This is a genomic window from Yersinia artesiana (genome assembly GCF_902726545.1).
Lineage (GTDB): Bacteria > Pseudomonadota > Gammaproteobacteria > Enterobacterales > Enterobacteriaceae > Yersinia > Yersinia artesiana.
The window spans coordinates 43,522-67,991 of sequence record NZ_CACVAD010000004.1 but is presented as its reverse complement, the minus strand read 5'-3'; the positions used below and the strand labels follow the sequence as shown (position 1 = coordinate 67,991).

The following is a 24,470-nucleotide window of genomic DNA, read 5'->3' as shown; positions in this document are numbered from 1 at the left end:
ATTGTAAATATTTTTAGGCAGCAATATTCGCCTGGGTAGGTATCAACCTGCTTGCGACACTTAATCTGCTTGTAACTCTTAATCCGCTTGTAGCACGACCTGATGGTCGAACTCTTTCTCGCAATATTTGCATTTAAGGTGGATCTCACCTTGTTTGGCCTTCACTTTGAAGCTGGAATCGACCGGTTCATTATGGCTGATACAGTTGCTATTAGGGCAGGTGAGGACGCCGTCGATATGATCTGGCAAACTGAGTGTCAGCTTTTTCACCACTTCATAATTGTCGATGCGGTTGACCGTGGCATCGGGGGCATACATGGCTAATTGATTGGCTTGTTGCTCTGTCAGGAAGGTATTTTCTATTTTAATCAAATCTTTACGGCCTGATCGTTTCGACGGTAAATTCAACCCGATGGTGATGCGTTGGTCGGTCGCGGTCAGTTTGAACAGCGACAATAATTTGAACCCGATTTGTGCCGGAATATGGTCAATCACGGTGCCGCATTTAATCGCTTCGACCTGTAGTTTGTAATCCTGAGTCATATTCAATCCCTTAAAGAGCCAATTCTGCGTTTAATACCAATGCCAGCAGCGCCTGACGTGCAAAAATCCCGTTACCTGCTTGTTGGAAATAGTAAGCGTAAGGAGTTTTATCAACATCAGTGGTGATTTCATCAATACGCGGCAGCGGGTGCAGCACTTTGAGATTATCTTGTGCGCCATTTAAATCAGCCGCGCGCAGGACAAACTGTGCTTTGACGTTGGCATATTCTGATGGGTCAAGGCGTTCTTTTTGCACGCGGGTCATATAGAGAATATCCAGCTCTGGCACCACTTCTTCAATACTTTCGTGCAGGCTGTATTCGATGCCTTTTTCTTCCAGCATTTCAAGAATATAAGCTGGCATCGCTAATGCATCTGGGGCGATAAAGAAGAAGCGATTGCCGTCAAATTTCGCCAGCGCTTGCGTCAGTGAATGCACGGTGCGGCCATATTTTAGGTCACCGACCATGGCGATATTAATCTTATCCAGTCGGCCCTGGGTTTCCTGAATGGTGAATAAATCGAGCAGTGTTTGAGTTGGGTGCTGGTTGGCACCATCACCGGCATTGACCACCGGCACATTGCCGGAGAACTGGGTGGCAAGGCGTGCTGCCCCTTCTTGTGGATGGCGCATGACAATGGCATCGACATAGGTGCTGATGACTGACACGGTATCAGCCAGCGTCTCACCTTTCTTACCCAGTGAGGTGTTGCTGCTATCAGAAAAACCGACAACGGATGCCCCAAGGCGATGAATTGAGGTTTCAAACGACAAACGGGTGCGGGTTGAGGCTTCGAAAAAGCAACTGGCGATCACTTTGTGTTTTAACAGCTCGGGTTGCGGATGGCTTTTCAAACTGGCGGCGGTGCGCAGTACCAGTTCCAGTTCCTCGCGACATAAGTCGTTAATTGAGATGATGTGTTTGTGATACAACGGATTGGCCATTTTCGCTCTCCTCGATGACCCGTCATACTTCAAGCTGCATGTGCGTTGGCTGCTTTCGCTCACCCCAGTCACTTACTTGTGTAAGCTCCTGGGGATTTGCTCAGTTGCCGCCTTCCTGCAACTCGAATTATTTAGGGTATATATTTTTAATTGGTGATAATGCTTAATCTGGCGCCGATCGGCAGACAAAAAAAAGCCCCTCAATGAGGGGCCTTTCAGGATCGGTTTAGCAACGGGAGAAAGAATGGCAATTGGCTGCCTGCTAGCAGTCTATTTTGTCGACCATCGATCGGGTCATTTTCAACAAAACGACGATGTTTAGCAAAATTCAAGCGGCTTTTCATCATTTCTCCCGGCAAATTGTGGCGAATTATACTCGCGTGAGATTTCTCTGCAAGAGGGGAAAGCTGCATTTTTTATGATTAGCAAACGATTACTCAGTACATTTTGATTTCAAATATCTTAAGTTGGGTAATGTTTGTTTCGATGTGATTTGTTCAGTGACTGGTTTGGTTGTTAACGCTGCGGGTCATCTTTCGGTTGATATGATTAATTCGGTTGTTCACGTATTGGATCCTCTTTCGGTTGTTATGATTAATTCGGTTGTTAAAACTTCACAGCTTTCCTAACCTCCGACGAACCAACCGGCAAAGGGGCCATAAGCGTGGCCCCTTATGCAATCCCGCGCTTTCGCACGTATCGCTTGCCCACTGCGTGGGTTCCCTCGACTCATCTTTTCGCTGGCGGGACGGCTTTACGCGGGTCCCTCCGCGTGACGCCTAAATCCGCCGTCCATGGCGGATTTCCCTTGCTCCATTCTTCACTCGGCGGCTCAAATGTGCTTTTAAACTTCAAAACCTAAAAATCATGGTTTTGATGTTGAGCGCAATCAGGAATATTACCGACAAAGACGATGGCCCGAGTGAGCCGCCATGGACGGCGGCGAAAAGCGCGCTGGAGCAGGAAGCGACTCGCGCTGGCTCGATAAGGCCAACGACTGCTGGAGGGGACTGCGAAAGCAGTAATATTTCGCGCAAGCCGCAGGTGCAGGAGGGCCGGCTTGCCCTCCTGCTCGGTTGAGGCAACGCAGCCAGCATTGAGAATAAATCGAATATCAACCGAAATCTGATCGTTTGCTGGCAATGAAATTCTAACAACCGAACCGGATCATCTAATTGAATATCAACTGAACCGCAAAAATAAAAACTTAATCCTCATCAAACCCCGAATTGAATAGTTCAATCACCGCCGCCAGAGCCTGAATCTCATCTGGCCCGGTAGCTTCAACCTCAATCTGGCGGCCTTTGGCAGAATCAAGCATCAGCAGTGCAATCACACTACTGGCTTCGGCTTCAGTACCACTGTCATTACGTAACATCACTTCTGCATCAAAACTCTGAACCAGCTCGAACAATTTCATTGCGGGTCTGGCGTGCATTCCCAACTTGTTTTTGATCTCAACGGTTTGTTTGACGGTCATTTATTTACGCTTTTCCAGAGTACGATGACGTGATTGGACATTTTTACCGCGGGCGCGGAAATAATCGGCCAATTGTTCAGCAACATAGACTGAGCGGTGCTTTCCGCCGGTACACCCAATAGCTACTGTCAGATAACTACGGTTATTGGTTTCCAGCATCGGCAACCACAGTTCCAGATAACTGCGGGTCTGATAAATAAAGTTATGCACTTCAGTATGGCGATCAAGGAAGGAGATCACCGGCTTATCCAGGCCTGTCATTGGACGTAATTTAGGGTCCCAATGCGGGTTTGGCAGGAAGCGCACGTCGAAGACATAATCTGCATCAATAGGGATGCCGTGTTTAAAGCCGAAGGACTCAAACACCATGGTCAACTCGCGCTCACGTTTACCCAGCAGGCGGGTACGGAGCATCTCAGCCAGTTCATGCACTGACATTTCAGAGGTATCAATAATCAAGTCAGCCCGTGAGCGCAAAGGCTCCAGCAGGTCGCTCTCTTCATCGATAGCACTTTCTAATGACAAATTTTTAGTCGATAGCGGATGCAGTCGACGGGTATCACTGTAACGACGAATCAGGGTATTACGGTCTGCATCCAAAAACAGCAATTGTGGTGAAAAGCTGTCTGGCAGTTGAGTCATGGCATGTTCAAATACCTCAGGAGACTCAGGCATATTGCGCACATCTATACTGACTGCGGCGGAGATATTCCTATCGGCAAGTGTACTTGCCAATTGCGGCAGCAGAACCACGGGCAAGTTATCGACGCAATAAAAGCCCATATCTTCCAATGCGCGCAAAGCAACAGACTTCCCTGAACCGGAACGGCCGCTGACAATCATCAGCACCATGTGAGTGACTCCCCTTTAGACCCGTCATCTTTCAAGCTACAGGCGCGTTGGCTGCTTTCGCTACTCGGCCCGTCCATGGACCTCGCCTCTGCGAGCAGCGTTTAAATCTGCTCCGGGCAGATTTATCACCCGAATCACTTACCTGTGTAAGCTTATCGGGGTTCTCTCCTTTGCCGCCTTCCTGAATCTTGAAATCTATTGGGCTATATATTAGAACCCTGTATTCCGGCTACAGGAACCGGACATAGTAAATAAAACAGACGTTACTTGCCTGACTTGATTACGCTGTTTCTGGCGGTAATTCAGTAATGATCTGATAAAGCTCGTCATCACTTTGCGCCATTCGTAAACGGCGGCACACTGTTTTATCAGCTAATCGCTTGGCCACTAAAGACAAAGTGTGTAAATGAGTTTTACATTGATCTGCTGGAACCAACAAGGCAAATAATAGATCAACCGGTTGGTTATCAATAGCATCGAAAGCAATAGGTTGTTCCAGGCGGATAAATACACCCACAGCACGCAGTGTATCTTCTTCCAGCTTGCCATGAGGTATCGCGATGCCACTACCAATGCCGGTACTGCCCATGCGTTCGCGGGTTAACACAGCATCGAAAACGACCTGTGACGGCAGGTTAAGCTGCTTGGCAGCTAACTCGCTGATAATTTCCAAAGCCCGTTTTTTACTTGAGCAATGTACGGAGCTTTTGGTGCACTCGATATTTAATACCGAGCTTAATTGCAATGCTGGATCGTTGATCATTTCATCTTTCACTTAAGCGCTGTTTTACACCTGATGCCAGCGGAATATTCTGCTGGCATCAGGTTGTGTAGCGAGTGTAGAACCTTTGCTGTCTACCCGTCATACTTCAAGCCGCATGTGCGTTGACTGCCCTCGTTCACCTCAGTCACTTACTGGTGTAAGCTCCTGAGGATTCGCTCAGTTGCCGCCTTCATGCAACTCGAATTATCTAGGGTATATAACAGCAACAAGGCTCCTAATGTTGTTTCAATTTATCTTTGTGTTTGTTCAACTGGCGGGCCAGTTTATCAACCAAAATATCAATTGCGGCGTACATATCTTCCTGCTCTGAGCTTGCGTGCAACTCGCCTCCATTCACATGTACCGTGGCTTCTGCAATTTGTTTTACTTTTTCGACACTTAAAACCACATACACTTGGTTAATGCGATCAAAATATTGCTCAAGTTTGGCAAATTTAGTGGTAACAAACTCGCGTAATGCTTCGGTTATTTCGACATGATGTCCGGTAATATTGAGTTGCATAGTGTCTTCCTTCTCAGTTCAGGTCAAACCAACTGTTTACGCTGATTTGACGGCGGGATGGATAACGACTCTCGATACTTCGCGACGGTACGCCGTGCCACCATAATGCCTTGTTCACATAATAGAGTGGTCAGCTTGCTGTCGCTCAGCGGTTTGGCAGGGTTTTCTGCCGCAACCAATTTTTTCACCAGTGCACGGATAGCAGTAGAAGAAGCTTCGCCTCCGCTATCGGTATTGACGTGGCTGGAGAAGAAATATTTTAGTTCGAAAATTCCTCGAGGACTGTGCAGGAACTTCTGCGTGGTCACACGAGAAATTGTCGATTCATGCATATCCACGGCTTGAGCAATGTCTGCCAGCACCATGGGTTTCATAAATTCTGGCCCATTCTCAAAAAAAGCCACCTGCTGCTCTACAATGCACCGCGCCACTTTCAATAGCGTTTCATTACGGCTCTCAAGGCTTTTAATCAACCACTTTGCTTCTTGCAAATTGCTACGGATAAACTGCCCGTCACTGTCATTGCGGGTAGTGCTACCCATGGCGGCATATTGCTGGTTGATTTTCAGGCGTGGAATGCTATCGGCATTAAGCTCGACCGTCCAGTGCCCTTTATCTTTACGTACCAGAACATCTGGAATCACATACTCAGATTCCCCGGTATTGATAGACTGACCAGGGCGCGGGTCCAGTGACTGAATCAGGGCAATGGCTTCTTTAAGTGTATCTTCTTTTAGCCGACTTAAACGAATCATCGTGCGGAAATCATGGTTGCCTAGCAAATCCAGATATTCGCTAATGATCAGGCGTGCTTCAGCGAGATAGGGGGTGTCTTTGGCATATTGCGATAACTGCACCAACAAGCACTCGCGCAGGTTGCGCGCAGCAACACCAATCGGATCAAAGTGTTGTATCCGTTTGAGCACAGCTTCTACTTCGTCCAGTGCAACATTTTCATCCCCCATGCTTTCCAGAATGTCTTCCAGTGGCACTGTGAGATAGCCGGTTTCATCAACCGCATCGACGATAGAGGTTGCAATGGCGGCATCAGTTTCTGAGAACGGGGTTAAATCCACTTGCCACATCAAATAGTCTTGCAGCGTTTGAGTGGTTTCCCCCTGATAGACCGGCAGCTCATCGTCGCTGTAATCATTGCCCATACCCGATGGCGTGCCTGCGGTGTAAATCTCATCCCAGGTTGCATCCAGTGGCAACTCTTCCGGCATATCTTTTTGCTCCAGCGCTTCGCGGGTATCAAGCGATTCACTGTCTACCGTTTCTTTTGCATCTATCTCTTCATGAAGATCGGTTTGCTCAAGCAGGGGGTTGCTCTCCAGCGCTAACTGAATCTCCTGCTGGAGTTCTAGCGTAGAGAGTTGCAACAGGCGAATAGCCTGCTGTAGCTGCGGAGTCATTGCCAGTTGTTGGCTGAACTTGAGTTGCAAACCTTGCTTCATAATGCGGTATCAATTTTCCTGATGGCTAACAAAATCATTAATAGTGTCTGGTATTGGGAGATTAAAGACGGAATTCCTCGCCCAGATAAACACGTTTAACTTGTTCGTCAGCCAAAATTTCCTGTGGTGTGCCGTGAGCGATTAAATGGCCTTGGCTTACAATATAAGCCCGCTCACAAACGTCTAGCGTCTCACGCACGTTATGGTCGGTAATCAGAACACCGAGGCCACTGTCGCGCAGATGCTCAATTATTTTTTTAATATCAATAACAGAAATCGGGTCAACCCCGGCAAACGGCTCATCCAGCAAAATAAACTTAGGATTGGCTGCCAGCGCACGGGCGATTTCAACACGGCGACGTTCCCCGCCGGAAAGCGACTGCCCCAGACTGTCACGTAAATGAGTAATATGGAACTCTTCCATTAACTCATCAGCCCGCTCCTGACGTTGCTCAGATGAGAGGTCTTTACGGATTTCCAGCACCGCCATCAGATTGTTAAAAACACTCAGGCGGCGGAAGATAGAAGCTTCTTGCGGCAAATAGCCAATCCCGCGCAGGGCGCGTTCATGCAATGGCAAGAGGCTGATATCTTCGTCATCAATCACAATGCGCCCGGCGTCACGCTGGACAATGCCGACGACCATATAAAAAGTGGTGGTCTTACCTGCACCGTTCGGCCCAAGTAAACCGACAATTTCACCGGACTTTACTTTCAGGCTAACGTCTTCGACCACTTTACGGCCTTTATACGCCTTAGCCAGTTTTTCTGCGATTAATGTTGCCATAAATGATTAGTTACTCTTCTTTTGGCCTGAAGCTGCTGGCCCTTTATCTTGTAATTGAGACGGTAATAGTACAGTGGTAACACGTTTGCCTTTATCACTGAAGGCTTCCATTTGCTGTTTTTTCACCAGATAGGTGATGCGATCACCTTTGATATTGCTATCAAGCTGCTCCAGATAGGCATCACCCGTCAAGACGACAAAATCATTAGCGACTTCGTAACGCAGTTTCTGGCCGTGGCCTTTAACTGGTTTGCCGCTATCTTGCATCTGATAGAAAGTCACTGGATTACCAAAACCTTCGATGACCATTTTGCTCTGATCGCCACCAGGGCGGGTCACCACGACTTTATCCGCTTTAATCTCAATGGTGCCTTGCTTGATAACCACATTGTCGGTAAAGGTGACGGTATTGGCACCCATATCCAATGCTTGCTTAACCGAGTCGACCAGAACAGGCTGGTCTGTATCGCCAGTTAACGCCAATGCTGGCAGGCTTGCAGCCAAAAGTGAGCTGGCAAGCAACAAATGACGAATTTTATTTTTGGATTTCATAAGAGGTTTTAACCTTTTCAATCAGCTCGGCGGTTTTATCCCGCAAGTTGCCACGCATTTTCATGCCGTTAGATGTAAATCCAACACCAAAGAGGGTAACTTCATCATCGGAGGATACATCCTGAGTGATCAAATTAACCTGGGCGTTATCAGTTTTAATTTTTTGCAATTGGGCGTCTGGGGTCAGGCTATCAACCTCAACATGTCCATACAAATAAAGCATTTTATCATCGGTCAGCTTGGCGCGGTCTGCTCGTACTGTCCAGGTGGCGACAGCATTCTCATCAAACATCGTCATCACCGGCCTGGTAAACCAGGTCAGTTCTTGCGCGCTGAAGTTCTGAACCTCTTCTGCTACCAATTTATAATTCAGTTGCCCGACCGGATTAAACACCACCGTCACCGTATGCTGGCTTTGCGATGAGGGTTCATTATCATCAACCGTAGTTTGCGTATCTTGTTGATTGAACCCAGAAATATTCCAGCCGATCAGGGCTAAAGCAATCAGTGCTAAGGATAGGGTTATCCATAGTCTTGTTTTACTCATATCGACAATCCTTTGGCACCTTCGAGTTTACCTTGGGCCAATAATATCAAATCACATAACTCGCGTACCGCACCGCGCCCGCCATTGATGCGCGTAATATAATGCGCCTTGGGAATGAGTAATGGATGGGCATCCGCCACAGCAACAGATAAACCCACTTGTGCCATGACAGGCCAATCAATCAGGTCATCACCTATGTAAGCTACCTGCTCAGGCTGACATTTTAAGGCAACTAATAATTCGTTATAGGCGACCAGCTTATCAGATTGCCCTTGATAAAGGTGGGTAATACCTAAGGTGTTGGCGCGGTCTTCTAATAATTTTGCGTTACGGCCAGTAATAATGGCCACTTCAATACCAGAGGTTAGCAGGCAGCGGATACCATAGCCATCTCGCACATTGAACGCTTTCAGCTCTTCGCCCTGATTGCCCATGTAAATCAGGCCATCAGACATGACACCATCAACATCGCAGATCAATAAGCGAATGTTGGCCGCACGTTCTATAACGCTGCTAGCCACCGGGCCATAGCATGTGTCCAGATATACAACGCTGCTCATAATTTACCTTTCATTAAACGACACCAGCTCTCAGCATGTCGTGCATATGCACCACACCCAGCAATTGGTCACCATCGGCGACTAACACCGCCGTAATATGACGCGATTCCATCAGGTTGAGAGCATCCACCGCCAACATGGTAGGACGAACTCGAATGCCACCGCTGGTCATCACATCGGCGATTTTCGCATTATTTAAGTCAACGCCCATATCAAATACCCGGCGTAAATCACCGTCGGTAAAGATACCTTTAATCATCATTAAGTCGTCACAGATTACGGTTAAACCCAGATTTTTCCGAGTAATTTCCAGTAATGCGTCGCGCAATGAGGCATCAGGGCTGACGTGAGGAATGTCGGCTCCGGTATGCATGATATCGCTGATTCGCAATAACAACTTGCGCCCCAGTGCGCCACCCGGATGAGAGAGCGCAAAGTCTTCTTGCGTGAAGCCCCGCGCCTGTAGCAAGGCTACGGCGAGCGCATCACCCATCACTAATGTCGCCGTGGTGCTGGTGGTCGGTGCTAATCCCAGTGGGCAGGCTTCTTGCGGCACTTTAATACACAAGTGAATATCAGCCGCTTTACCCATAGTGCTTTCAGGGTTGTTACTCATGCAAATAAGCTGAATTTTCTGGCGTTTAAGTACGGGAATCAAAGCCAGAATCTCGTTGGACTCACCCGAGTTGGAGATGGCTAATACAATATCTTGCGGCGTGATCATCCCCAAGTCGCCATGACTGGCCTCGCCGGGATGAACAAAGAATGACGGAGTGCCGGTGCTGGCGAAAGTCGCGGCAATTTTGCATCCGATATGACCAGATTTACCCATCCCCATAACAACAACTTTGCCGTGGCAGTTAAATATTGCCTCGCAAGCTTGGGCAAAATCATCGTTAATATATTGATCAAGCTGTGCCAGCCCTTCGCGCTCAATCTGTAGAACTTGTTTACCCGCCCGTTGGAAATCTACTCTTGGCTGTAAATCAGAAGAAGACATACTTGGTTCCTGTATGCGGCATTGTTTATGTTATGCGGCACTAAAGGGAGCAAAAAATAGCACCGCCAGGTAAGCAATAAACCCACATAATAACAGAGCGCCCGCTATATGGCCGATTCGATGTTTACGCCCCAGGCAAAGCACAGTGAATATCACACTGACACCGAGCATGACCCAATAATCTCGCTGGAACGCTTCGGGGTTGATATCGCCAGGGGACAGCAATGCGGGAACGCCTAATACAATCACGATATTAAAAATATTTGAGCCGATGATATTACCAACCGCCATATCATCTTCACCTTTCAATGCACCGGCGATGAACGTCGCCAGTTCAGGTAAACTGGTACCAATGGCAATAACAGTCAGCCCGATGACTAATTCACTGACACCCGCGACTCTGGCGATAACGGTGGCATTGTCGATAATCATTTTGGCTGACAGCGGCAAAATAATGAAGGCCAGCACCAGCCACAATAATGCGACGGTATTACTGCTGTCTTGCGGCAACTCCGCCAATTGTTCACGAGTGAAAATATCATTTCCTTGCGAATGGGCCAGGCGGGCAATTTTTAGCATCAGGACAATAAAAGCAGCGGCTGCCAAGAGCAAAATAACGCCATCGCCCCGGCTAAGATGGTTATCTGCCAGCAAGAAACCACACAATACCGTCACGATCAACATCAAGGGTAACTCGCGACGTAAAATCTCTGAGCGCACCGTCAGTGGGCGTATCAGCGCGGCACCCCCGACAATCAGCAAGAGATTGGTAATATTAGAACCCAGCACATTGCCAACGGCCATATCCGTTTGGTTATTCAGCGCCGCAGTGACGGACACAATCAGTTCCGGCAGCGAGGTGCCAATGCCGACAATGGTTATCCCGATTATCAGTGGCGGAATACCGAAAGAACGGGCTAACACCGCTGCGCCATAAACTAATCGGTCAGCACCGTACACTAATAGCACCAAGCCAATGATTAATAGTGTTATCGCAAGAAACATGCAGAGTCCTTTATTAGTTATATACCCGTCATACTGCAAATTGCAGGTATGTTGGCTGTCTTCGCTCACCCCAGTCACTTACTCATGTAAGCTCTTGGGGGCTCACTCAGTTGCCGCCGTCCTGCAACTCGAATTATTTAGGGTATAATCCCGATCCATTGGCATAAACTCGTTGGTAAAAATGACTAAAAACGCATTACGCTTTTTTGCTTATCCCTAATTTTGACCGTGAGTGCCAGAAAAGTAAAACTTATGGCAACTTTGGCTACGAAAAAGCGTTAATAAATTGCCAGAATGCATGCTAATTGCGCTCATTACTGCCATTTGCTGTAGCATTGGCGGTTAGATGAGTCATAAAAGGCCTAAGGGACGAATGATAATGAACCAACTGGCGTCGAATTTGATAGAGATCCGCGGGATGAGTTTTACTCGTGGTGAGCGTCCGATATTCGCCGATATCAACATGACGGTCCCGCGCGGCAAAGTCACGGCGATTATGGGGCCTTCGGGGATTGGTAAAACCACGCTGCTGCGCCTGATTGGCGGACAACTTGCGCCTGATTCCGGCGAAATCTGGTTCGATGGTGATAATATTCCGACGCTTTCTCGGCAGCGTTTGTATGATGTGCGCAAGAAAATGAGCATGTTGTTTCAATCGGGGGCGTTATTCACCGATTTAACGGTATTTGAGAATGTCGCTTTCCCATTACGAGAACATAGCCATTTACCTGAAGAGTTGCTGCATAGCACGGTGATGATGAAGTTAGAAGCCGTGGGTTTGCGTGGTGCGGCTAACTTAATGCCCGCCGAGCTTTCAGGCGGTATGGCCCGCCGTGCAGCGTTGGCGCGGGCAATTGCCCTTGATCCAGAATTGATTATGTTTGATGAGCCTTTTGTCGGTCAGGACCCTATCACCATGGGTGTATTGGTAAAACTGATTGATGAGCTGAATCATGCATTAGGTGTCACTTGTGTGGTGGTTTCACATGATGTGCCGGAAGTGCTGAGTATTGCTGATTATGCTTATATTGTGGCGGATCAGCATGTGATTGCTGAAGGAACACCTGAGCAGCTACAAGCCAATGATGATATGCGAGTACGTCAGTTCCTTGATGGTATTGCCGACGGGCCGGTGCCGTTCCGTTTCCCGGCGGGTGATTATAAAACTGAGCTGTTAGGTTAAATGGATGGAGTATTCATGTTAGTACAGGCATTGGCGTCGTTAGGTCGCCGGGGCATTAATGTCTGCGCATCCTTTGGTCGCGCGGGTTTAATGCTATTTAATGCACTGGTTGGCCGGCCTGAACCTCGAAAACAGTGGCCGTTATTGGTTAAACAGCTATATAGCGTTGGGGTGCAATCCTTACTGATTATTGTGGTTTCCGGTCTGTTTATCGGTATGGTTTTGGGCTTACAGGGCTTTTTGATCCTCACCACCTACAGTGCGGAAGCCAGCCTCGGGATGATGGTTTCTTTATCATTACTACGAGAGTTGGGGCCAGTAGTGACGGCATTGCTCTTTGCTGGTCGTGCCGGTTCTGCTCTGACAGCAGAAATTGGCTTGATGAAAGCCACTGAACAGATTTCCAGCCTGGAAATGATGGCAATTGATCCTCTGCGGCGGGTCGTCGCTCCCCGGTTCTGGGCGGGGCTTATCAGCATGCCATTATTGACGGCTATCTTTGTCGCGGTGGGCATCTGGGGCGGTTCTGTGGTCGGTGTTGATTGGAAGGGGATTGATGGCGGTTTCTTTTGGTCAGCGATGCAAAGTGCCGTTGAGTGGCGCACAGATTTATTGAATTGCCTTATTAAGAGTCTGGTATTTGCTATTACCGTGACGTGGATTGCGCTATTCAATGGTTATGATGCTGTCCCAACATCTGAAGGGATTAGCCGGGCAACGACCCGTACTGTGGTGCATTCGTCACTGGCAGTATTGGGATTAGATTTTGTGCTGACAGCACTGATGTTTGGGAACTGAGTCGATGCAAACGAAGAAAAGTGAAGTCTGGGTAGGGGCGTTTATACTGATTGCTATTCTGGCGGTCGTGTTTCTCTGCTTAAAAGTGGCCGATATCAAAGCAGTGGGCAATCAGCCGACTTACCGGATTTATGCCAATTTTGACAATATTGGTGGCCTGAAAAACAATTCCCCAGTCAAAATTGGTGGTGTGGTGGTGGGTCGGGTCGCTGAGATAACACTGGATACCAAAAATTACAGCCCCCGTGTGGCGATGGATATCCAGCAGCGCTATAACCATATCCCGGACACCAGCTCTCTGGCGGTGCGCACTTCAGGTTTATTGGGTGAACAGTTCCTGGCACTCAATGTTGGTTTTGAAGATCCCGACATGGGCACCGGTATTTTGAAAGATGGTGGCGTTATTCAAGACACCAAATCTGCTTTGGTTCTGGAAGACCTTATCGGCCAGTTCTTGTACAAGAGCGGCGGTGATGGTAATTCTGGTGCGCCAGCCAGTGAGCCAGCAGCGGCATCAGCACCTGCGGCAGCAAATGGCAGCTTACCTGCAACCCAACATCCTTAAGAGGGTATCTGAATGTTTAAACGTTTACTGATGGTCGCGTTGCTGGTGGTTGCCCCACTGGCCCATGCTGTCGACCAAACCAACCCATATCGTCTGATGGATGAAGCCGCGCAAAGAACCTTTACGCGCCTGAAAACTGAACAAGCGAAAATTAAACAGAATCCAGACTATTTGCGCACGATTGTACGTGAAGAATTATTGCCATTTGTACAGATTAAATATGCCGGTGCATTGGTGCTGGGCAGCTATTACAAAGCCGCTACGCCCGCACAGCGCGAGGCGTATTTCAATGCATTCAGCCAATATCTGGAACAGGCATATGGCCAGGCCCTGGCGTTATATCACGGCCAAACCTACGATGTGGCTCCAGACCAACCGCTGGGTGATGCTAATATCGTTGCCATTCGCGTGACCATCCTTGACCCTAATGGTCGTCCGCCAGTGCGTTTAGATTTCCAGTGGCGTAAAAACAGCCAAACGGGTCACTGGCAGGCGTATGACATGATAGCCGAAGGGGTTAGCATGATCAGTACCAAGCAAAATGAGTGGGCTTCTATCTTGCGCCAGAAAGGTGTGGATGGCTTGACCCAACAGTTGCTGATTGCCGCGAAACAGCCGATAACCTTAGATAAGCAGTGATTATGGCAGATGAACTGAATTGGCGGTCGCAGCAGGAAACGCTGGTACTGCAAGGCGAATTGGATCGCGAAACGCTGTTACCTCTATGGCAACAGCGCGAAGCATTGTTGGCCGATAAGACACGCATTGATGTGAGCCAATTACGGCGTGTTGACTCCTCTGGCCTGGCACTGCTGGTTCACTTTCGTGAGCTGCGCAGCAAACAGGGTAGCTCACTTACCATCACCGGTGTCAGTGATCGGCTATCTACCTTGATTGAACTGTACAATCTGCGTGACGTCATCCCGGTAGAAACAATTATCCCAGTAGAAACAACCAACGCCTGATAAGTGGTTTTAAGTCGGCACTCTTTTGTGCCGTTTATTCCCGAAGCAAAAGACTAAAGTTTTCAAGCCCCTGTGCGCAATAGCAAAACAGGGGCTTTTCTTTAGTTTCGGAGAAAGCCGTATTCCACTAATATGTTGAGCTGGCTATGCTCCTTATAAAATAGAATGAATCTTATGGATACTAACGAAATTAAAGACGTGCTGATGCAAGCATTGGCATTACAAGAAGCACATGTTACCGGTGACGGCAGCCACTTTCAGGTGATTGCTGTCGGTGATCTATTTGCCGATATGAGCCGGGTGAAAAAACAGCAGGCTGTGTACGCGCCTTTGATGGAATATATCGCTGATAACCGTATTCATGCCTTGTCGATTAAGGCCTATACACCACAAGAGTGGCAGCGGGATCGCAAACTAAACGGCTTTTAATGCTGCTGGCTTCAAACTGCCTACAGATCCGGTCGGCAGTTTCTTAAGCGGGCAGTGAATTCGAATTTGCTGATCAGTATTTTGACAACAACCAGTATTTTGACAACAAAGAGTGGTCACAATGGATAAGTTTCGTGTGCAGGGGCGGACTCGCCTAAGCGGTGAAGTCACCATTTCCGGAGCGAAAAACGCGGCATTACCGATATTGTTTGCTGCGTTATTGGCTGAAGAACCGGTAGAGTTGCAAAATGTCCCAAAGCTAAAAGACATTGATACCACCATTAAGTTACTCAGCCAATTAGGTGTCAAAATTGAGCGTAATGCTGTTTCCGGCTCTGTTTTTGTTGATGCCAGTGGTGTGAATGAGTTCTGCGCACCGTACGATTTGGTTAAGACCATGCGTGCTTCTATTTGGGCATTGGGGCCACTGGTAGCCCGTTTTGGTAAAGGGCAGGTTTCTTTACCGGGTGGTTGTGCTATCGGCGCGCGCCCGGTTGATTTGCATATCACCGGCTTGGAGCAGTTGGGTGCTGAAATCAAGCTGGAAGATGGTTACGTTAAAGCCTCCGTTGATGGTCGCCTGAAAGCGGCGAATATTGTGATGGATAAAGTCAGTGTTGGCGCAACCGTGACCATTATGAGCGCTGCGACATTAGCGGAAGGCACCACGGTCATTGAAAACGCCGCTCGCGAGCCAGAAATTGTCGATACAGCGAATTTCTTGAATACGCTGGGCGCTAAAATTACTGGTGCAGGTACTGACAGCATTACCATCGAAGGTGTTGCCCGCCTGGCTGGTGGTGTGTATCGGGTGCTGCCAGACCGTATTGAAACCGGGACTTTCCTGGTTGCGGCGGCGATCTCTGGCGGTAAAGTGATTTGTCGTCAGACTCGCCCTGATACGCTGGATGCGGTACTGGCTAAACTGCGCGAGGCAGGTGCTGATATTGAGATTGGCGATGACTGGATAAGCCTGGATATGCATGGCAAACGCCCTAAAGCGGTGACCTTGCGAACTGCGCCACATCCGGGTTTCCCAACCGATATGCAGGCTCAGTTCAGCTTATTGAATCTGGTCGCGGAAGGAACCGGTGTTATCACCGAAACGATTTTCGAAAACCGATTTATGCATGTGCCAGAACTGATTCGTATGGGCGCACATGCAGAAATCGAGAGCAATACCGTGATTTGCTATGGTGTTGAGCAGCTGTCTGGTGCTCAGGTTATGGCGACCGATTTGCGTGCCTCTGCCAGCCTGGTATTAGCTGGCTGTATTGCTAACGGAACAACGATTGTTGACCGTATTTATCATATCGACCGTGGTTATGAAGGTATCGAAGATAAATTGCGTGCATTAGGTGCCCAAATTGAGCGGGTAAAAGGCGAATAAACTTTTTCTGAACACATCATAAAAAATGCCAGCCGATGAGATCGAGCTGGCATTTTTTTTAGCGATTGATAGCGGTTTTATGGTGCAGGTTGCTGACCAAGAACTTCGTTTTGATCCAATTCGGAGATGGTGATTTGTGCCGTGATTTGTTGGCCATTACGTAATAATAAAACCGGAATGGTCGTTCCGGGGCGAATTTCTGCCACCTGATCCATCGTTTCGATCACGGATGTTGCAGGTTTATTATTAACACTAAGAATGATATCGCCTACTTGTAAGTTGGCATTCGCCGCCGGGCCATTTGGCGATATCTTGTTAACTTTAATGCCGTGGATTCGCTCGCCGCTATTGCCACTGGCATTGAATGGCGGATATTCCTCACCGGTAATCCCAATATAGCCGCGAATCACTCGCCCATCACGAATGAGTTTTTCCATCACTTTGGTTGCGAGTGCCGTCGGGATGGCAAAGCCAATCCCCTCTGGCGTTTCACCATTGCTGCTTTTATCAAAGGACAGGGTGTTAATCCCCATCAACTCACCCAATGTGTTCACCAGCGCACCGCCGGAGTTACCCTGGTTGATTGAGGCATCTGTCTGGAGGAAGTTTTGCCGCCCAGAATCGCTTAAGCCAATACGCCCAGTGGCACTGATAATCCCTTGTGTGACGGTTTGACCGAGGTTATAGGGATTGCCGATCGCCAGCACGACGTCACCAATGTGTGGCGTCCGATTAATATTGATGGGAATCACGGGCAGATTTACGGCATCAATTTTTAAAACAGCTAAATCAGTCAGATTATCTGAACCGACCAGCAATGCTTCAGATATACGGCCATTTTGTAATGCGACAATGATTTGTTCTGCATTATTGATAACGTGTTTATTGGTAAGGATATAGCCCTTGTCACTCATGATGACACCAGAACCCAAGGTTCGAATGGCTAACCCATCCTGATTAGGGCTTAGACTGCGGTTATAAACATTAACAACGGCAGGAGCTGCCCTGCGCACTGCCTGGTTATAACTGACAGGAACCTCTTCATTTACGCTATCACCATTGCCGGAAAAAAAATGGCCCGGACTACGGAGCATAGGCATTGCGACCAGCAAGATACCGGCAACAATTAGCCCCAAAATAATAGAACGCAATAGCTTAAGAAACATGAAGTTTTAAGGCTTGAATGAATAGGTAAGCGGAGAATAGCATGAGTTTGACGGACACAGCATTGTGCTGTGTCCGATTTTTCTGCAAATTAGCGGATTAACAAATAAATATTCTCTTCACCGCGCACAATATTCAGTGCAATGACAGCCGGTTTGGCTTCAATAGCTTTACGTAACTCTGCGATATCCTTCACTCGCACACGGTTTACAGCAATAATCACATCGTCTTTCTGTAAGCCAGATTGTGCCGCCGGAGAACCTTTCGTCACGTTTTCAACTTTAACACCCTTGCTGCCACCTTTAATTTCGCCATTGCTCAGCGATGCTCCCTGTAACGAGGGTGATAAGGTATCAGCACTGGTTGAGGTTGGGCTGCTGTTTTCCAACGTTACGGTGACTTCAAGTGGTTTACCATCACGCAATAAGCCCACCTTTATGGCTTTACCCGGCCCGGTGGTACCGACTTTGGCGCGTAACTCAGCAAAGCTGCTGATAGGTTTGCCGTCCACAGAAACCAACACGTCCCCTGCTTTGATACCCGCTTTAGAGGCGGCTGATTTTGGCAAGACTTCACTGACAAAAGCACCGCGCTGAGCATCAATGTTAAAGGCTTTTGCCATGTCAGCGGTCATTTCACTACCGCGAATCCCGAGCAAGCCGCGCTTCACTTCGCCGAACTCAATCAACTGCTGGCTGAGGTTTTGCGCCATATTGCTTGGGATGGCGAAACCGATACCAATGTTACCGCCACCTGGAGCCAAAATGGCGGTGTTAATTCCGATCAATTCGCCGTTTAGGTTAACCAGCGCGCCACCCGAGTTACCGCGGTTGATAGAGGCATCAGTCTGAATGAAGTTTTCTAACCCTTCCAGATTCAAGCCACTGCGGCCCAGTGCGGAAATAATACCCGAGGTCGCAGTTTGCCCCAGACCAAATGGGTTGCCCACGGCGACTGCAAAGTCACCGACTCGCAGGTTGTCAGAATCTGCGATTTTAATGGCGATCAGATTCTTGGCGTCGGTTAGCTGCAATAAAGCAATATCAGTTTGTTCATCACGGCCCAGCAGTTTGGCATCATATTCACGGCCATCATTGAGCTGAACACGAATTTTATCTGCATTATTGATAACGTGGTTATTGGTTAATATATAACCTTTTTCCGCGTTAATGATGACGCCAGATCCCAAACCTTCAAATGGACGATTGCTCTCTTTACCAGTTGGTGCATTGGGGCCAAAGAAGAATTTGAACTCTTCTGGCAAGCGCTGCTGTTGTGCCTGAGTACCAGAGACGTGAACGCTGACAACCGCTGGCAACACTTTCTCCAGCATAGGGGCCAGACTTGGAACCGATTGCCCTGCGACAGCCGCAGGGAGAGCCGCTGCGTTCACCATAGGAACGGACGCGAGACCTAAGCCGACACTCATTGCCAGCGCACTAAGAAGTAATGACTTTTTCTTCATTGATTTAAACTCTCTCAATACCTAACGGTGAATGAATAGGGGGGATGGCTGCTACAGGCCCGTTGTAAATTCAGACTCTGAATTAGCTAAAAAATTCACTTATTTCAAAAGGCTACTGCTGTTCTAAAAATAAGCACCCTAAGATGTCACTTGATATAGGGGTTAGGATAAAGCAATTCAAGAAGAGGTAAGTATAGAAGTGTAAATGTGCTGACTACCGCGGTGAGTGCCGTAGCCAGCTTGACATGTACCCGTCATACTTCAAGCTACATGTGCGTTGGCTACATTCAATCACCCGAATCACTTACTCATGTAAGCTCATCGGGATTCTCTCACTTGCCGCCTTCCTGCAACTCGAATTATTTAGGGTATAGGTAATTAGTCTCGGGTCTGATGTTCCGGACGCAGTAAGCCTGATGCACCTTCGGAGTAATCACGAGGTGGCATTTTGACCGGAGCCTGATCATTATCAGCTTCAGATTCTGTCAGACGATAGCGGAACGGATTATCTTGCATTGGCAAGTCCGGCAATAAGTTATTGGAGCTTTTCGCCATATGCTGATAAAGCTGGCGATAGTCGCGAGCCATATTATCGAGCAATTCGGCACTGCGGGCAAAATGCCCAACCAGTTCCTGGCGGTATTCTTCCAAATCTGTTTTGCTCTTCTCCAGCTCATTTTGCAGCACTTGCTGCTGACGCAATTTACGATTGCCAAAGCGCATAGCCACCGCGCCAATCACAATACCAACAACTAACCCAATAAGCGCATACTCCCAGGTCATGATGACTCCTTTTTTGACTTCATTGTTCAGCAGGGCTTTTTCACTTAATAATACCCACTATAACCGTTAACCTTGTCTGAGTGGAATCCTGATGCAACTTTGCCTATGGTTATCAGGTTTTTTCCGCAGTGGTCATGTCGATAAATGCTGCGATTGCCCGATAAATCAGCAAGAAAGTACCAGAAAAAGTAGATAACTATTTTATCAGGGATTATTGATAAACATGCAACCGAGTTCACCTATAGCGCTTTACCAGCAGGCAATTGATGCCGGCGACTACCAACCTGATGATGTCCAACAGCGCACCGTAGCACGGTTGGACACCCTTTATCAGGAACTGAATCAACGCCACAGCGCCCCTGTGGTCAATGCTGGGATACGCGGGCGTTTGGGGCGCTTACTGGGCCGCAGCGCGCCCAAGACGCCAATACGTCCGGCTCAGGGCTTGTACATGTGGGGCGGTGTCGGGCGGGGCAAAACCTGGCTGATGGATATGTTTTTCCACAGTTTGCCGGGGGATCGTAAGCTGCGTCTGCATTTTCACCGCTTTATGTTGCGAGTGCATCAAGAGCTAACCACACTGCAAGGCCATGAAAATCCGTTAGAAATTATTGCTGATGGCTTCAAGGCGCAGACGGATGTGCTGTGTTTTGATGAATTCTTTGTTTCGGATATTACTGATGCCATGCTGTTGGCAACACTGCTGGAAGCACTGTTTGCGCGCGGTATCACCCTGGTCGCCACATCTAATATTCCACCGGATGACTTGTATCGCAACGGTTTACAGCGTGCGCGCTTCGTGCCGGCCATCGAACTGATTAAACAATATTGTGATGTGATGAATGTCGATGCAGGTATTGATTATCGTCTGCGCACATTGACTCAGGCAAACCTATATTTGACGCCGCTCAATCCACACACTGAGCAGGCGATGGCGGATATTTTCGTCAAACTTGCGGGTCTTGCGGGTAAAGAGAAAGAGGGCGAAAAGGCACCTGTTTTGGAGGTCAATCACCGGCCTTTACCTGCTATTTGTGCGGCGCAAGGCGTGTTGGCAGTCGACTTCCACACATTATGTGAAGAGGCGCGCAGCCAACTTGATTACATCGCGCTATCAAAGATCTATCACACCGTATTGCTGCATAATGTCCACAAAATGGCGACGCGAGATGAAAATACCGCTCGACGCTTTTTGGCATTGGTTGATGAGTTTTATGAACGGCGGGTGAAATTGATCATTGCAGCTGAAGCATCAATGTTCGAAATTTATTGCGGCGAGCGACTTAAATTTGAATATCAGCGCTGTTTATCACGGCTACAAGAGATGCAAAGTGAAGAATACCTCTCTTTACCGCACTTGCCGTAACCGCACTGGTGGTAAAAGTATCAGCACTGCGGTGATTCACTTTTAGCTCACTAAAATGCTATTCTGTGCTGGGCGATTATTCTTCGCCCTAACTTAACATGTTTAATTTATACCTTTCTTGCCAAAAACAGTTCGATCTTTGACGTCGACTTCTCTATAATCTTGCGACCCCACGTTACAACAAAGTTTTTTTCCCAGAACTTTGTATAGTGCCAGCATTGGCTATTCGAAGGGGTAGGTTTGCTGGACTGATGGTCGTGTGAGCCTCAACTGTTTTTGAACGTTTGGGTGTTCACCAACGTGTAACTTATTAATTGGGTAAGCTTTTATAATGAAAACTTTCACAGCTAAACCAGAAACTGTAAAACGCGACTGGTATGTTGTTGACGCGAATGGTAAGACCTTGGGTCGCCTCGCTACTGAACTGGCTAGTCGCTTACGCGGCAAGCATAAAGCGGAATACACCCCGCACGTTGATACTGGTGATTACATCATCGTTCTGAACGCAGAAAAAGTTGCCGTAACTGGTAACAAGCGTACAGACAAGATTTATTACCGTCACACCGGTCACATCGGTGGTATCAAACAAGCGACCTTTGAAGAGATGATTGCCCGCAGTCCTGAGCGTGTGATTGAAATCGCGGTTAAAGGCATGCTGCCGAAGGGTCCGCTGGGCCGTGCAATGTATCGTAAACTTAAAGTTTATGCAGGTACTGAGCACAATCATGCGGCACAGCAACCGCAAGTTCTGGACATTTAATCGGGATTATGGCAATGGCTGAAAATCAATACTACGGCACTGGTCGCCGCAAAAGTTCTGCTGCACGCGTTTTTCTTAAGCCGGGTAGCGGTAAAATCGTTATTAACCAACGTAGCCTCGAAGTTTACTTCGGTCGTGAAACTGCCCGCATGGTAGTGAATCAACCGTTGGAACTGGTAGACATGGTTACCAAGTTTGACATGTACATCACTGTTAAAGGTGGTGGTATTTCAGGTCAGGCTGGCGCTATCCGTCACGGTATCACCCGTGCACTGATGGAATATGACGAGTCTCTACGTGGTGAACTGCGTAAAGCTGGCTTCGTAACGCGTGATGCGCGTGAAGTTGAGCGTAAGAAAGTGGGTCTGCGTAAAGCACGTCGTCGTCCACAGTTCTCCAAACGTTAATTTTTTGCCTTTACGGCAGCAGATTAATGGTAAAAGCCCGGTGTCTCACCGGGTTTTTTTATTGATATAAAACAAAATAAATAGCTGAAAAACACACTTCCACCATTTCATTCATTATATTTTCACCGCTAAGCTGTTGTCTGATAGACAATTATTGATGAAATCGCAGCACCACCCCCACAAAACATGCAAAATCTGGTAAACTATCACCCACTTTTGTGCCTGTTCGGCGAACTGTTGGCGTCCGTGTATCTCCCTGGCTGAATTATTTTCTCGACCAAGGCTTATTTACGGCAGCAACTACCTTGATTGCGAACCGGCGGTAAAACGACTCAGGATAGCAACGTCACCGTGGGCTATTCGCATTGTTTTCTAGATAATCTTGGAGGTTTTCATGGCTGTCGCTGCCAACAAACGTTCGGTAATGACGCTGTTTTCCGGCCCGACCGACATTTTTAGCCATCAAGTACGTATCGTACTGGCGGAGAAAGGTGTCAGTGTTGAGATTGAGCAGGTTGAAGCTGATAATCTGCCGCAGGACCTGATTGACCTCAATCCCTACCGTACCGTCCCTACTTTGGTTGATCGCGAGCTGACTCTGTATGAATCCCGCATCATCATGGAATATTTGGATGAACGTTTTCCTCATCCACCATTGATGCCGGTATACCCTGTTGCACGTGGTAGCAGCCGTTTGATGATGACCCGCATCGAACAGGATTGGTATTCTCTGTTGGCAAAAATTCAGAAAGGTAATGCACAGGAAGCTGATGCAGCCCGTAAGCAGTTGCGCGAAGAGCTGCTGTCTATTGCGCCAGTATTTAAAGAAATGCCTTTCTTTATGAGCGAAGAGTTCAGCCTGGTCGATTGTTACCTGGCCCCGCTACTGTGGCGTTTGCCACAATTAGGCGTTGAATTTACCGGCGAAGGCTCTAAAGAGCTTAAAGGCTACATGACGCGAGTGTTTGAGCGCGATGCATTCCTGGCTTCTTTGACTGAAGCTGAACGTGAAATGCGCCTGCAAACCCGGGGTTAATCTTTATGGCGACGTCTGATATGTCTCCGCGCCGTCCTTACCTGTTGCGCGCATTCTATGAGTGGTTGATTGATAATCAACTGACGCCACACTTGGTCGTGGATGTCACTCGGCCGGGTGTTTCGGTGCCAATGGAGTTCGCCCGTGATGGGCAAATTGTATTGAATGTGGCACCGCGTGCCGTGGCTAATCTGGAATTGGGTAATGAAGGTGTGAGTTTCAATGCCCGTTTTGGGGGTATTCCCTGTCAAGTTACTGTCCCTATGGGGGCGGTGATGGCAATCTATGCGCGTGAAAATGGTTCTGGCACGATGTTTGAACCTGAAGAAGCTTACGATTCTGATGCTGATGGCAATTTTGTCGGCATGGAAGAGGAAGATGACGAGACTGCGCCGACAGAGAATTTGATGTTGGTCACGGACGATACTCAAGCCCCGCAGGGCGAGGGTAACTCACCAGATGATGAGCCACCGCAACCGCCACGCAGTGGTGGTCGCCCAGCGTTACGCGTCGTTAAGTAGTCACCTTCATTTTTCGGGCAAGATGTTTTATCGGGGCGGCTTTGGCCGCCCTAATTATTTGTATTGCACTATTACCATTAAGATAACTTTTTCAATTCGGCCAGGCAGCTATCACGTTGGCTCATCATGTCACTATTTCTGATAGTTGACAGAGTATGAGTGGCGCGCTGTTGGAAACTGGCTTTAGCGGCACTGTCTTTAGCATCGGCTGGTGCAGTACAAATCTCTGATAATGTGAGTGTTTTACTATCACTTACTGCTTTTAGTACCGCGGCTGGGTTATAAATTAGCGCCGAAGAGAGAGCTGATTTTATCCCCGCAGTGAAACTTGCATTGCCGCCATCGGCCAGTTTAGGTGCCATGGCAATCCAGTTGTCATCACCTAGCTTGATATTATTCTCGACCGCAGGCAATTGCCCCGCTTTTGCCAGTTCTGCCACCACAGCCCGAGCACCTCGAGCCTCAATGTTATAACCAACCTCTTGATAATTAAGTGACATTGCTAATGCGCTGCCGCTGATAGCCAGCAAGCCGCCAGCAATGAAAAGTAAATGAGATTTCATAACAGATGATCCTTTCTTTAAAACCAGGCGTAACAATATGTATCGGAAAATAGCTATGTG

General features: G+C 48.1%; 29 protein-coding genes. 12 read left to right on the top strand and 17 right to left on the bottom strand.

Annotated elements, in window-relative coordinates:
* Positions 1 to 78 precede the first annotated feature (78 nt).
* The 13 genes from pyrI to HU019_RS01850 all read right to left on the bottom strand — a co-directional run bounded on the left by pyrI (position 79) and on the right by HU019_RS01850 (position 11,015).
* The gene (pyrI, locus tag HU019_RS01910; protein ID WP_019080056.1) at positions 79 to 543 is read right to left on the bottom strand and encodes an aspartate carbamoyltransferase regulatory subunit; all 465 of its coding nucleotides are present in this window, start codon (positions 541 to 543) and stop codon (positions 79 to 81) included.
* Positions 544 to 553: 10 nt separating this feature from the next.
* Positions 554 to 1,489, bottom strand: a complete 936-nt coding sequence (gene pyrB, locus HU019_RS01905; RefSeq protein WP_174849139.1) for an aspartate carbamoyltransferase — start codon at positions 1,487 to 1,489, stop codon at positions 554 to 556.
* 1,207 nt (positions 1,490 to 2,696) lie between these two features.
* A complete protein-coding gene (gene npr, locus HU019_RS01900) occupies positions 2,697 to 2,969 on the bottom strand; it encodes a PTS phosphocarrier protein NPr (RefSeq protein ID WP_005162489.1) in 273 nt (90 codons plus the stop codon).
* The gene (rapZ, locus tag HU019_RS01895; protein ID WP_005162486.1) at positions 2,970 to 3,821 is read right to left on the bottom strand and encodes an RNase adapter RapZ; all 852 of its coding nucleotides are present in this window, start codon (positions 3,819 to 3,821) and stop codon (positions 2,970 to 2,972) included.
* 280 nt (positions 3,822 to 4,101) lie between these two features.
* Positions 4,102 to 4,584, bottom strand: a complete 483-nt coding sequence (gene ptsN / locus HU019_RS01890) for a PTS IIA-like nitrogen regulatory protein PtsN (protein ID WP_050077246.1) — start codon at positions 4,582 to 4,584, stop codon at positions 4,102 to 4,104.
* Between the two features lie 235 nt (positions 4,585 to 4,819).
* Positions 4,820 to 5,107 carry a ribosome hibernation promoting factor gene (gene hpf, locus HU019_RS01885; RefSeq protein ID WP_004392031.1) on the bottom strand — a complete coding sequence of 96 codons (288 nt, stop codon included), beginning with the start codon at positions 5,105 to 5,107 and terminating at the stop codon, positions 4,820 to 4,822.
* A 23-nt stretch (positions 5,108 to 5,130) separates the two neighbouring features.
* Positions 5,131 to 6,564, bottom strand: coding sequence for an RNA polymerase factor sigma-54 (gene rpoN / locus HU019_RS01880; RefSeq protein WP_174850054.1), 1,434 nt, complete (start codon positions 6,562 to 6,564; stop codon positions 5,131 to 5,133).
* A 61-nt stretch (positions 6,565 to 6,625) separates the two neighbouring features.
* Positions 6,626 to 7,351: an LPS export ABC transporter ATP-binding protein gene (lptB, locus tag HU019_RS01875; RefSeq protein WP_004392029.1), complete on the bottom strand. Its 726-nt coding sequence runs from the start codon at positions 7,349 to 7,351 to the stop codon at positions 6,626 to 6,628.
* Positions 7,352 to 7,357: 6 nt separating this feature from the next.
* Positions 7,358 to 7,903, bottom strand: a complete 546-nt coding sequence (lptA, locus tag HU019_RS01870) for a lipopolysaccharide ABC transporter substrate-binding protein LptA (protein ID WP_174850055.1) — start codon at positions 7,901 to 7,903, stop codon at positions 7,358 to 7,360.
* Positions 7,887 to 8,450: an LPS export ABC transporter periplasmic protein LptC gene (lptC, locus tag HU019_RS01865; RefSeq protein WP_174850056.1), complete on the bottom strand. Its 564-nt coding sequence runs from the start codon at positions 8,448 to 8,450 to the stop codon at positions 7,887 to 7,889. The genes lptA and lptC overlap by 17 nt, the downstream gene beginning before the upstream one ends.
* Positions 8,447 to 9,010: a 3-deoxy-manno-octulosonate-8-phosphatase KdsC gene (gene kdsC, locus HU019_RS01860; RefSeq protein WP_174850057.1), complete on the bottom strand. Its 564-nt coding sequence runs from the start codon at positions 9,008 to 9,010 to the stop codon at positions 8,447 to 8,449. The genes lptC and kdsC overlap by 4 nt, the downstream gene beginning before the upstream one ends.
* A gap of 13 nt (positions 9,011 to 9,023) precedes the next feature.
* A complete protein-coding gene (kdsD, locus tag HU019_RS01855) occupies positions 9,024 to 10,010 on the bottom strand; it encodes an arabinose-5-phosphate isomerase KdsD (RefSeq protein ID WP_174850058.1) in 987 nt (328 codons plus the stop codon).
* A gap of 30 nt (positions 10,011 to 10,040) precedes the next feature.
* Complete coding sequence (locus tag HU019_RS01850) at positions 10,041 to 11,015, bottom strand: calcium/sodium antiporter (protein ID WP_174850059.1); 975 nt, start codon at positions 11,013 to 11,015, stop codon at positions 10,041 to 10,043.
* 379 nt (positions 11,016 to 11,394) lie between these two features.
* Between HU019_RS01850 and mlaF the strand changes: the two genes are divergently transcribed.
* The 7 genes from mlaF to murA all read left to right on the top strand — a co-directional run bounded on the left by mlaF (position 11,395) and on the right by murA (position 16,345).
* Positions 11,395 to 12,198, top strand: coding sequence for a phospholipid ABC transporter ATP-binding protein MlaF (mlaF, locus tag HU019_RS01845; protein ID WP_174850060.1), 804 nt, complete (start codon positions 11,395 to 11,397; stop codon positions 12,196 to 12,198).
* Between the two features lie 15 nt (positions 12,199 to 12,213).
* On the top strand, positions 12,214 to 12,996 hold the full coding sequence (mlaE, locus tag HU019_RS01840) for a lipid asymmetry maintenance ABC transporter permease subunit MlaE (protein WP_005174247.1): 783 nt from the start codon (positions 12,214 to 12,216) through the stop codon (positions 12,994 to 12,996).
* 4 nt (positions 12,997 to 13,000) lie between these two features.
* Positions 13,001 to 13,561 carry an outer membrane lipid asymmetry maintenance protein MlaD gene (gene mlaD, locus HU019_RS01835; protein WP_174850061.1) on the top strand — a complete coding sequence of 187 codons (561 nt, stop codon included), beginning with the start codon at positions 13,001 to 13,003 and terminating at the stop codon, positions 13,559 to 13,561.
* Positions 13,562 to 13,573: 12 nt separating this feature from the next.
* A complete protein-coding gene (gene mlaC, locus HU019_RS01830) occupies positions 13,574 to 14,200 on the top strand; it encodes a phospholipid-binding protein MlaC (RefSeq protein WP_174850062.1) in 627 nt (208 codons plus the stop codon).
* Between the two features lie 2 nt (positions 14,201 to 14,202).
* Complete coding sequence (mlaB, locus tag HU019_RS01825; RefSeq protein WP_174850063.1) at positions 14,203 to 14,526, top strand: lipid asymmetry maintenance protein MlaB; 324 nt, start codon at positions 14,203 to 14,205, stop codon at positions 14,524 to 14,526.
* Between the two features lie 174 nt (positions 14,527 to 14,700).
* Positions 14,701 to 14,955 (top strand): BolA family iron metabolism protein IbaG, encoded by a 255-nt coding sequence (ibaG, locus tag HU019_RS01820; RefSeq protein WP_050087609.1) that lies wholly within the window; start codon positions 14,701 to 14,703, stop codon positions 14,953 to 14,955.
* A gap of 121 nt (positions 14,956 to 15,076) precedes the next feature.
* Positions 15,077 to 16,345 carry a UDP-N-acetylglucosamine 1-carboxyvinyltransferase gene (gene murA / locus HU019_RS01815; RefSeq protein ID WP_174850064.1) on the top strand — a complete coding sequence of 423 codons (1,269 nt, stop codon included), beginning with the start codon at positions 15,077 to 15,079 and terminating at the stop codon, positions 16,343 to 16,345.
* A gap of 77 nt (positions 16,346 to 16,422) precedes the next feature.
* On the opposite strand, the gene degS is transcribed toward murA, so the two are convergent.
* The 3 genes from degS to zapG form a co-directional block, all read right to left on the bottom strand.
* Positions 16,423 to 17,511 (bottom strand): outer membrane-stress sensor serine endopeptidase DegS, encoded by a 1,089-nt coding sequence (gene degS / locus HU019_RS01810; protein ID WP_174850065.1) that lies wholly within the window; start codon positions 17,509 to 17,511, stop codon positions 16,423 to 16,425.
* Between the two features lie 89 nt (positions 17,512 to 17,600).
* A complete protein-coding gene (gene degQ / locus HU019_RS01805) occupies positions 17,601 to 18,974 on the bottom strand; it encodes a serine endoprotease DegQ (protein ID WP_174850066.1) in 1,374 nt (457 codons plus the stop codon).
* A 378-nt stretch (positions 18,975 to 19,352) separates the two neighbouring features.
* Complete coding sequence (zapG, locus tag HU019_RS01800; RefSeq protein ID WP_005162428.1) at positions 19,353 to 19,757, bottom strand: Z-ring associated protein ZapG; 405 nt, start codon at positions 19,755 to 19,757, stop codon at positions 19,353 to 19,355.
* 223 nt (positions 19,758 to 19,980) lie between these two features.
* Between zapG and zapE the strand changes: the two genes are divergently transcribed.
* The 5 genes from zapE to sspB all read left to right on the top strand — a co-directional run bounded on the left by zapE (position 19,981) and on the right by sspB (position 23,847).
* A complete protein-coding gene (zapE, locus tag HU019_RS01795; RefSeq protein ID WP_174850067.1) occupies positions 19,981 to 21,123 on the top strand; it encodes a cell division protein ZapE in 1,143 nt (380 codons plus the stop codon).
* A gap of 331 nt (positions 21,124 to 21,454) precedes the next feature.
* On the top strand, positions 21,455 to 21,883 hold the full coding sequence (gene rplM / locus HU019_RS01790; protein WP_004710905.1) for a 50S ribosomal protein L13: 429 nt from the start codon (positions 21,455 to 21,457) through the stop codon (positions 21,881 to 21,883).
* A gap of 14 nt (positions 21,884 to 21,897) precedes the next feature.
* Positions 21,898 to 22,290 (top strand): 30S ribosomal protein S9, encoded by a 393-nt coding sequence (gene rpsI / locus HU019_RS01785; protein WP_005162424.1) that lies wholly within the window; start codon positions 21,898 to 21,900, stop codon positions 22,288 to 22,290.
* 394 nt (positions 22,291 to 22,684) lie between these two features.
* The gene (sspA, locus tag HU019_RS01780; RefSeq protein ID WP_050077006.1) at positions 22,685 to 23,326 is read left to right on the top strand and encodes a stringent starvation protein SspA; all 642 of its coding nucleotides are present in this window, start codon (positions 22,685 to 22,687) and stop codon (positions 23,324 to 23,326) included.
* Positions 23,327 to 23,331: 5 nt separating this feature from the next.
* A complete protein-coding gene (sspB, locus tag HU019_RS01775) occupies positions 23,332 to 23,847 on the top strand; it encodes a ClpXP protease specificity-enhancing factor (RefSeq protein WP_174850068.1) in 516 nt (171 codons plus the stop codon).
* A 77-nt stretch (positions 23,848 to 23,924) separates the two neighbouring features.
* Here sspB and HU019_RS01770 read toward each other — a convergent pair whose 3' ends face one another.
* Entirely contained in the window at positions 23,925 to 24,410 is a 486-nt protein-coding gene (locus HU019_RS01770; protein WP_019082231.1) for a hypothetical protein, read from the bottom strand.
* Positions 24,411 to 24,470 lie beyond the last annotated feature (60 nt).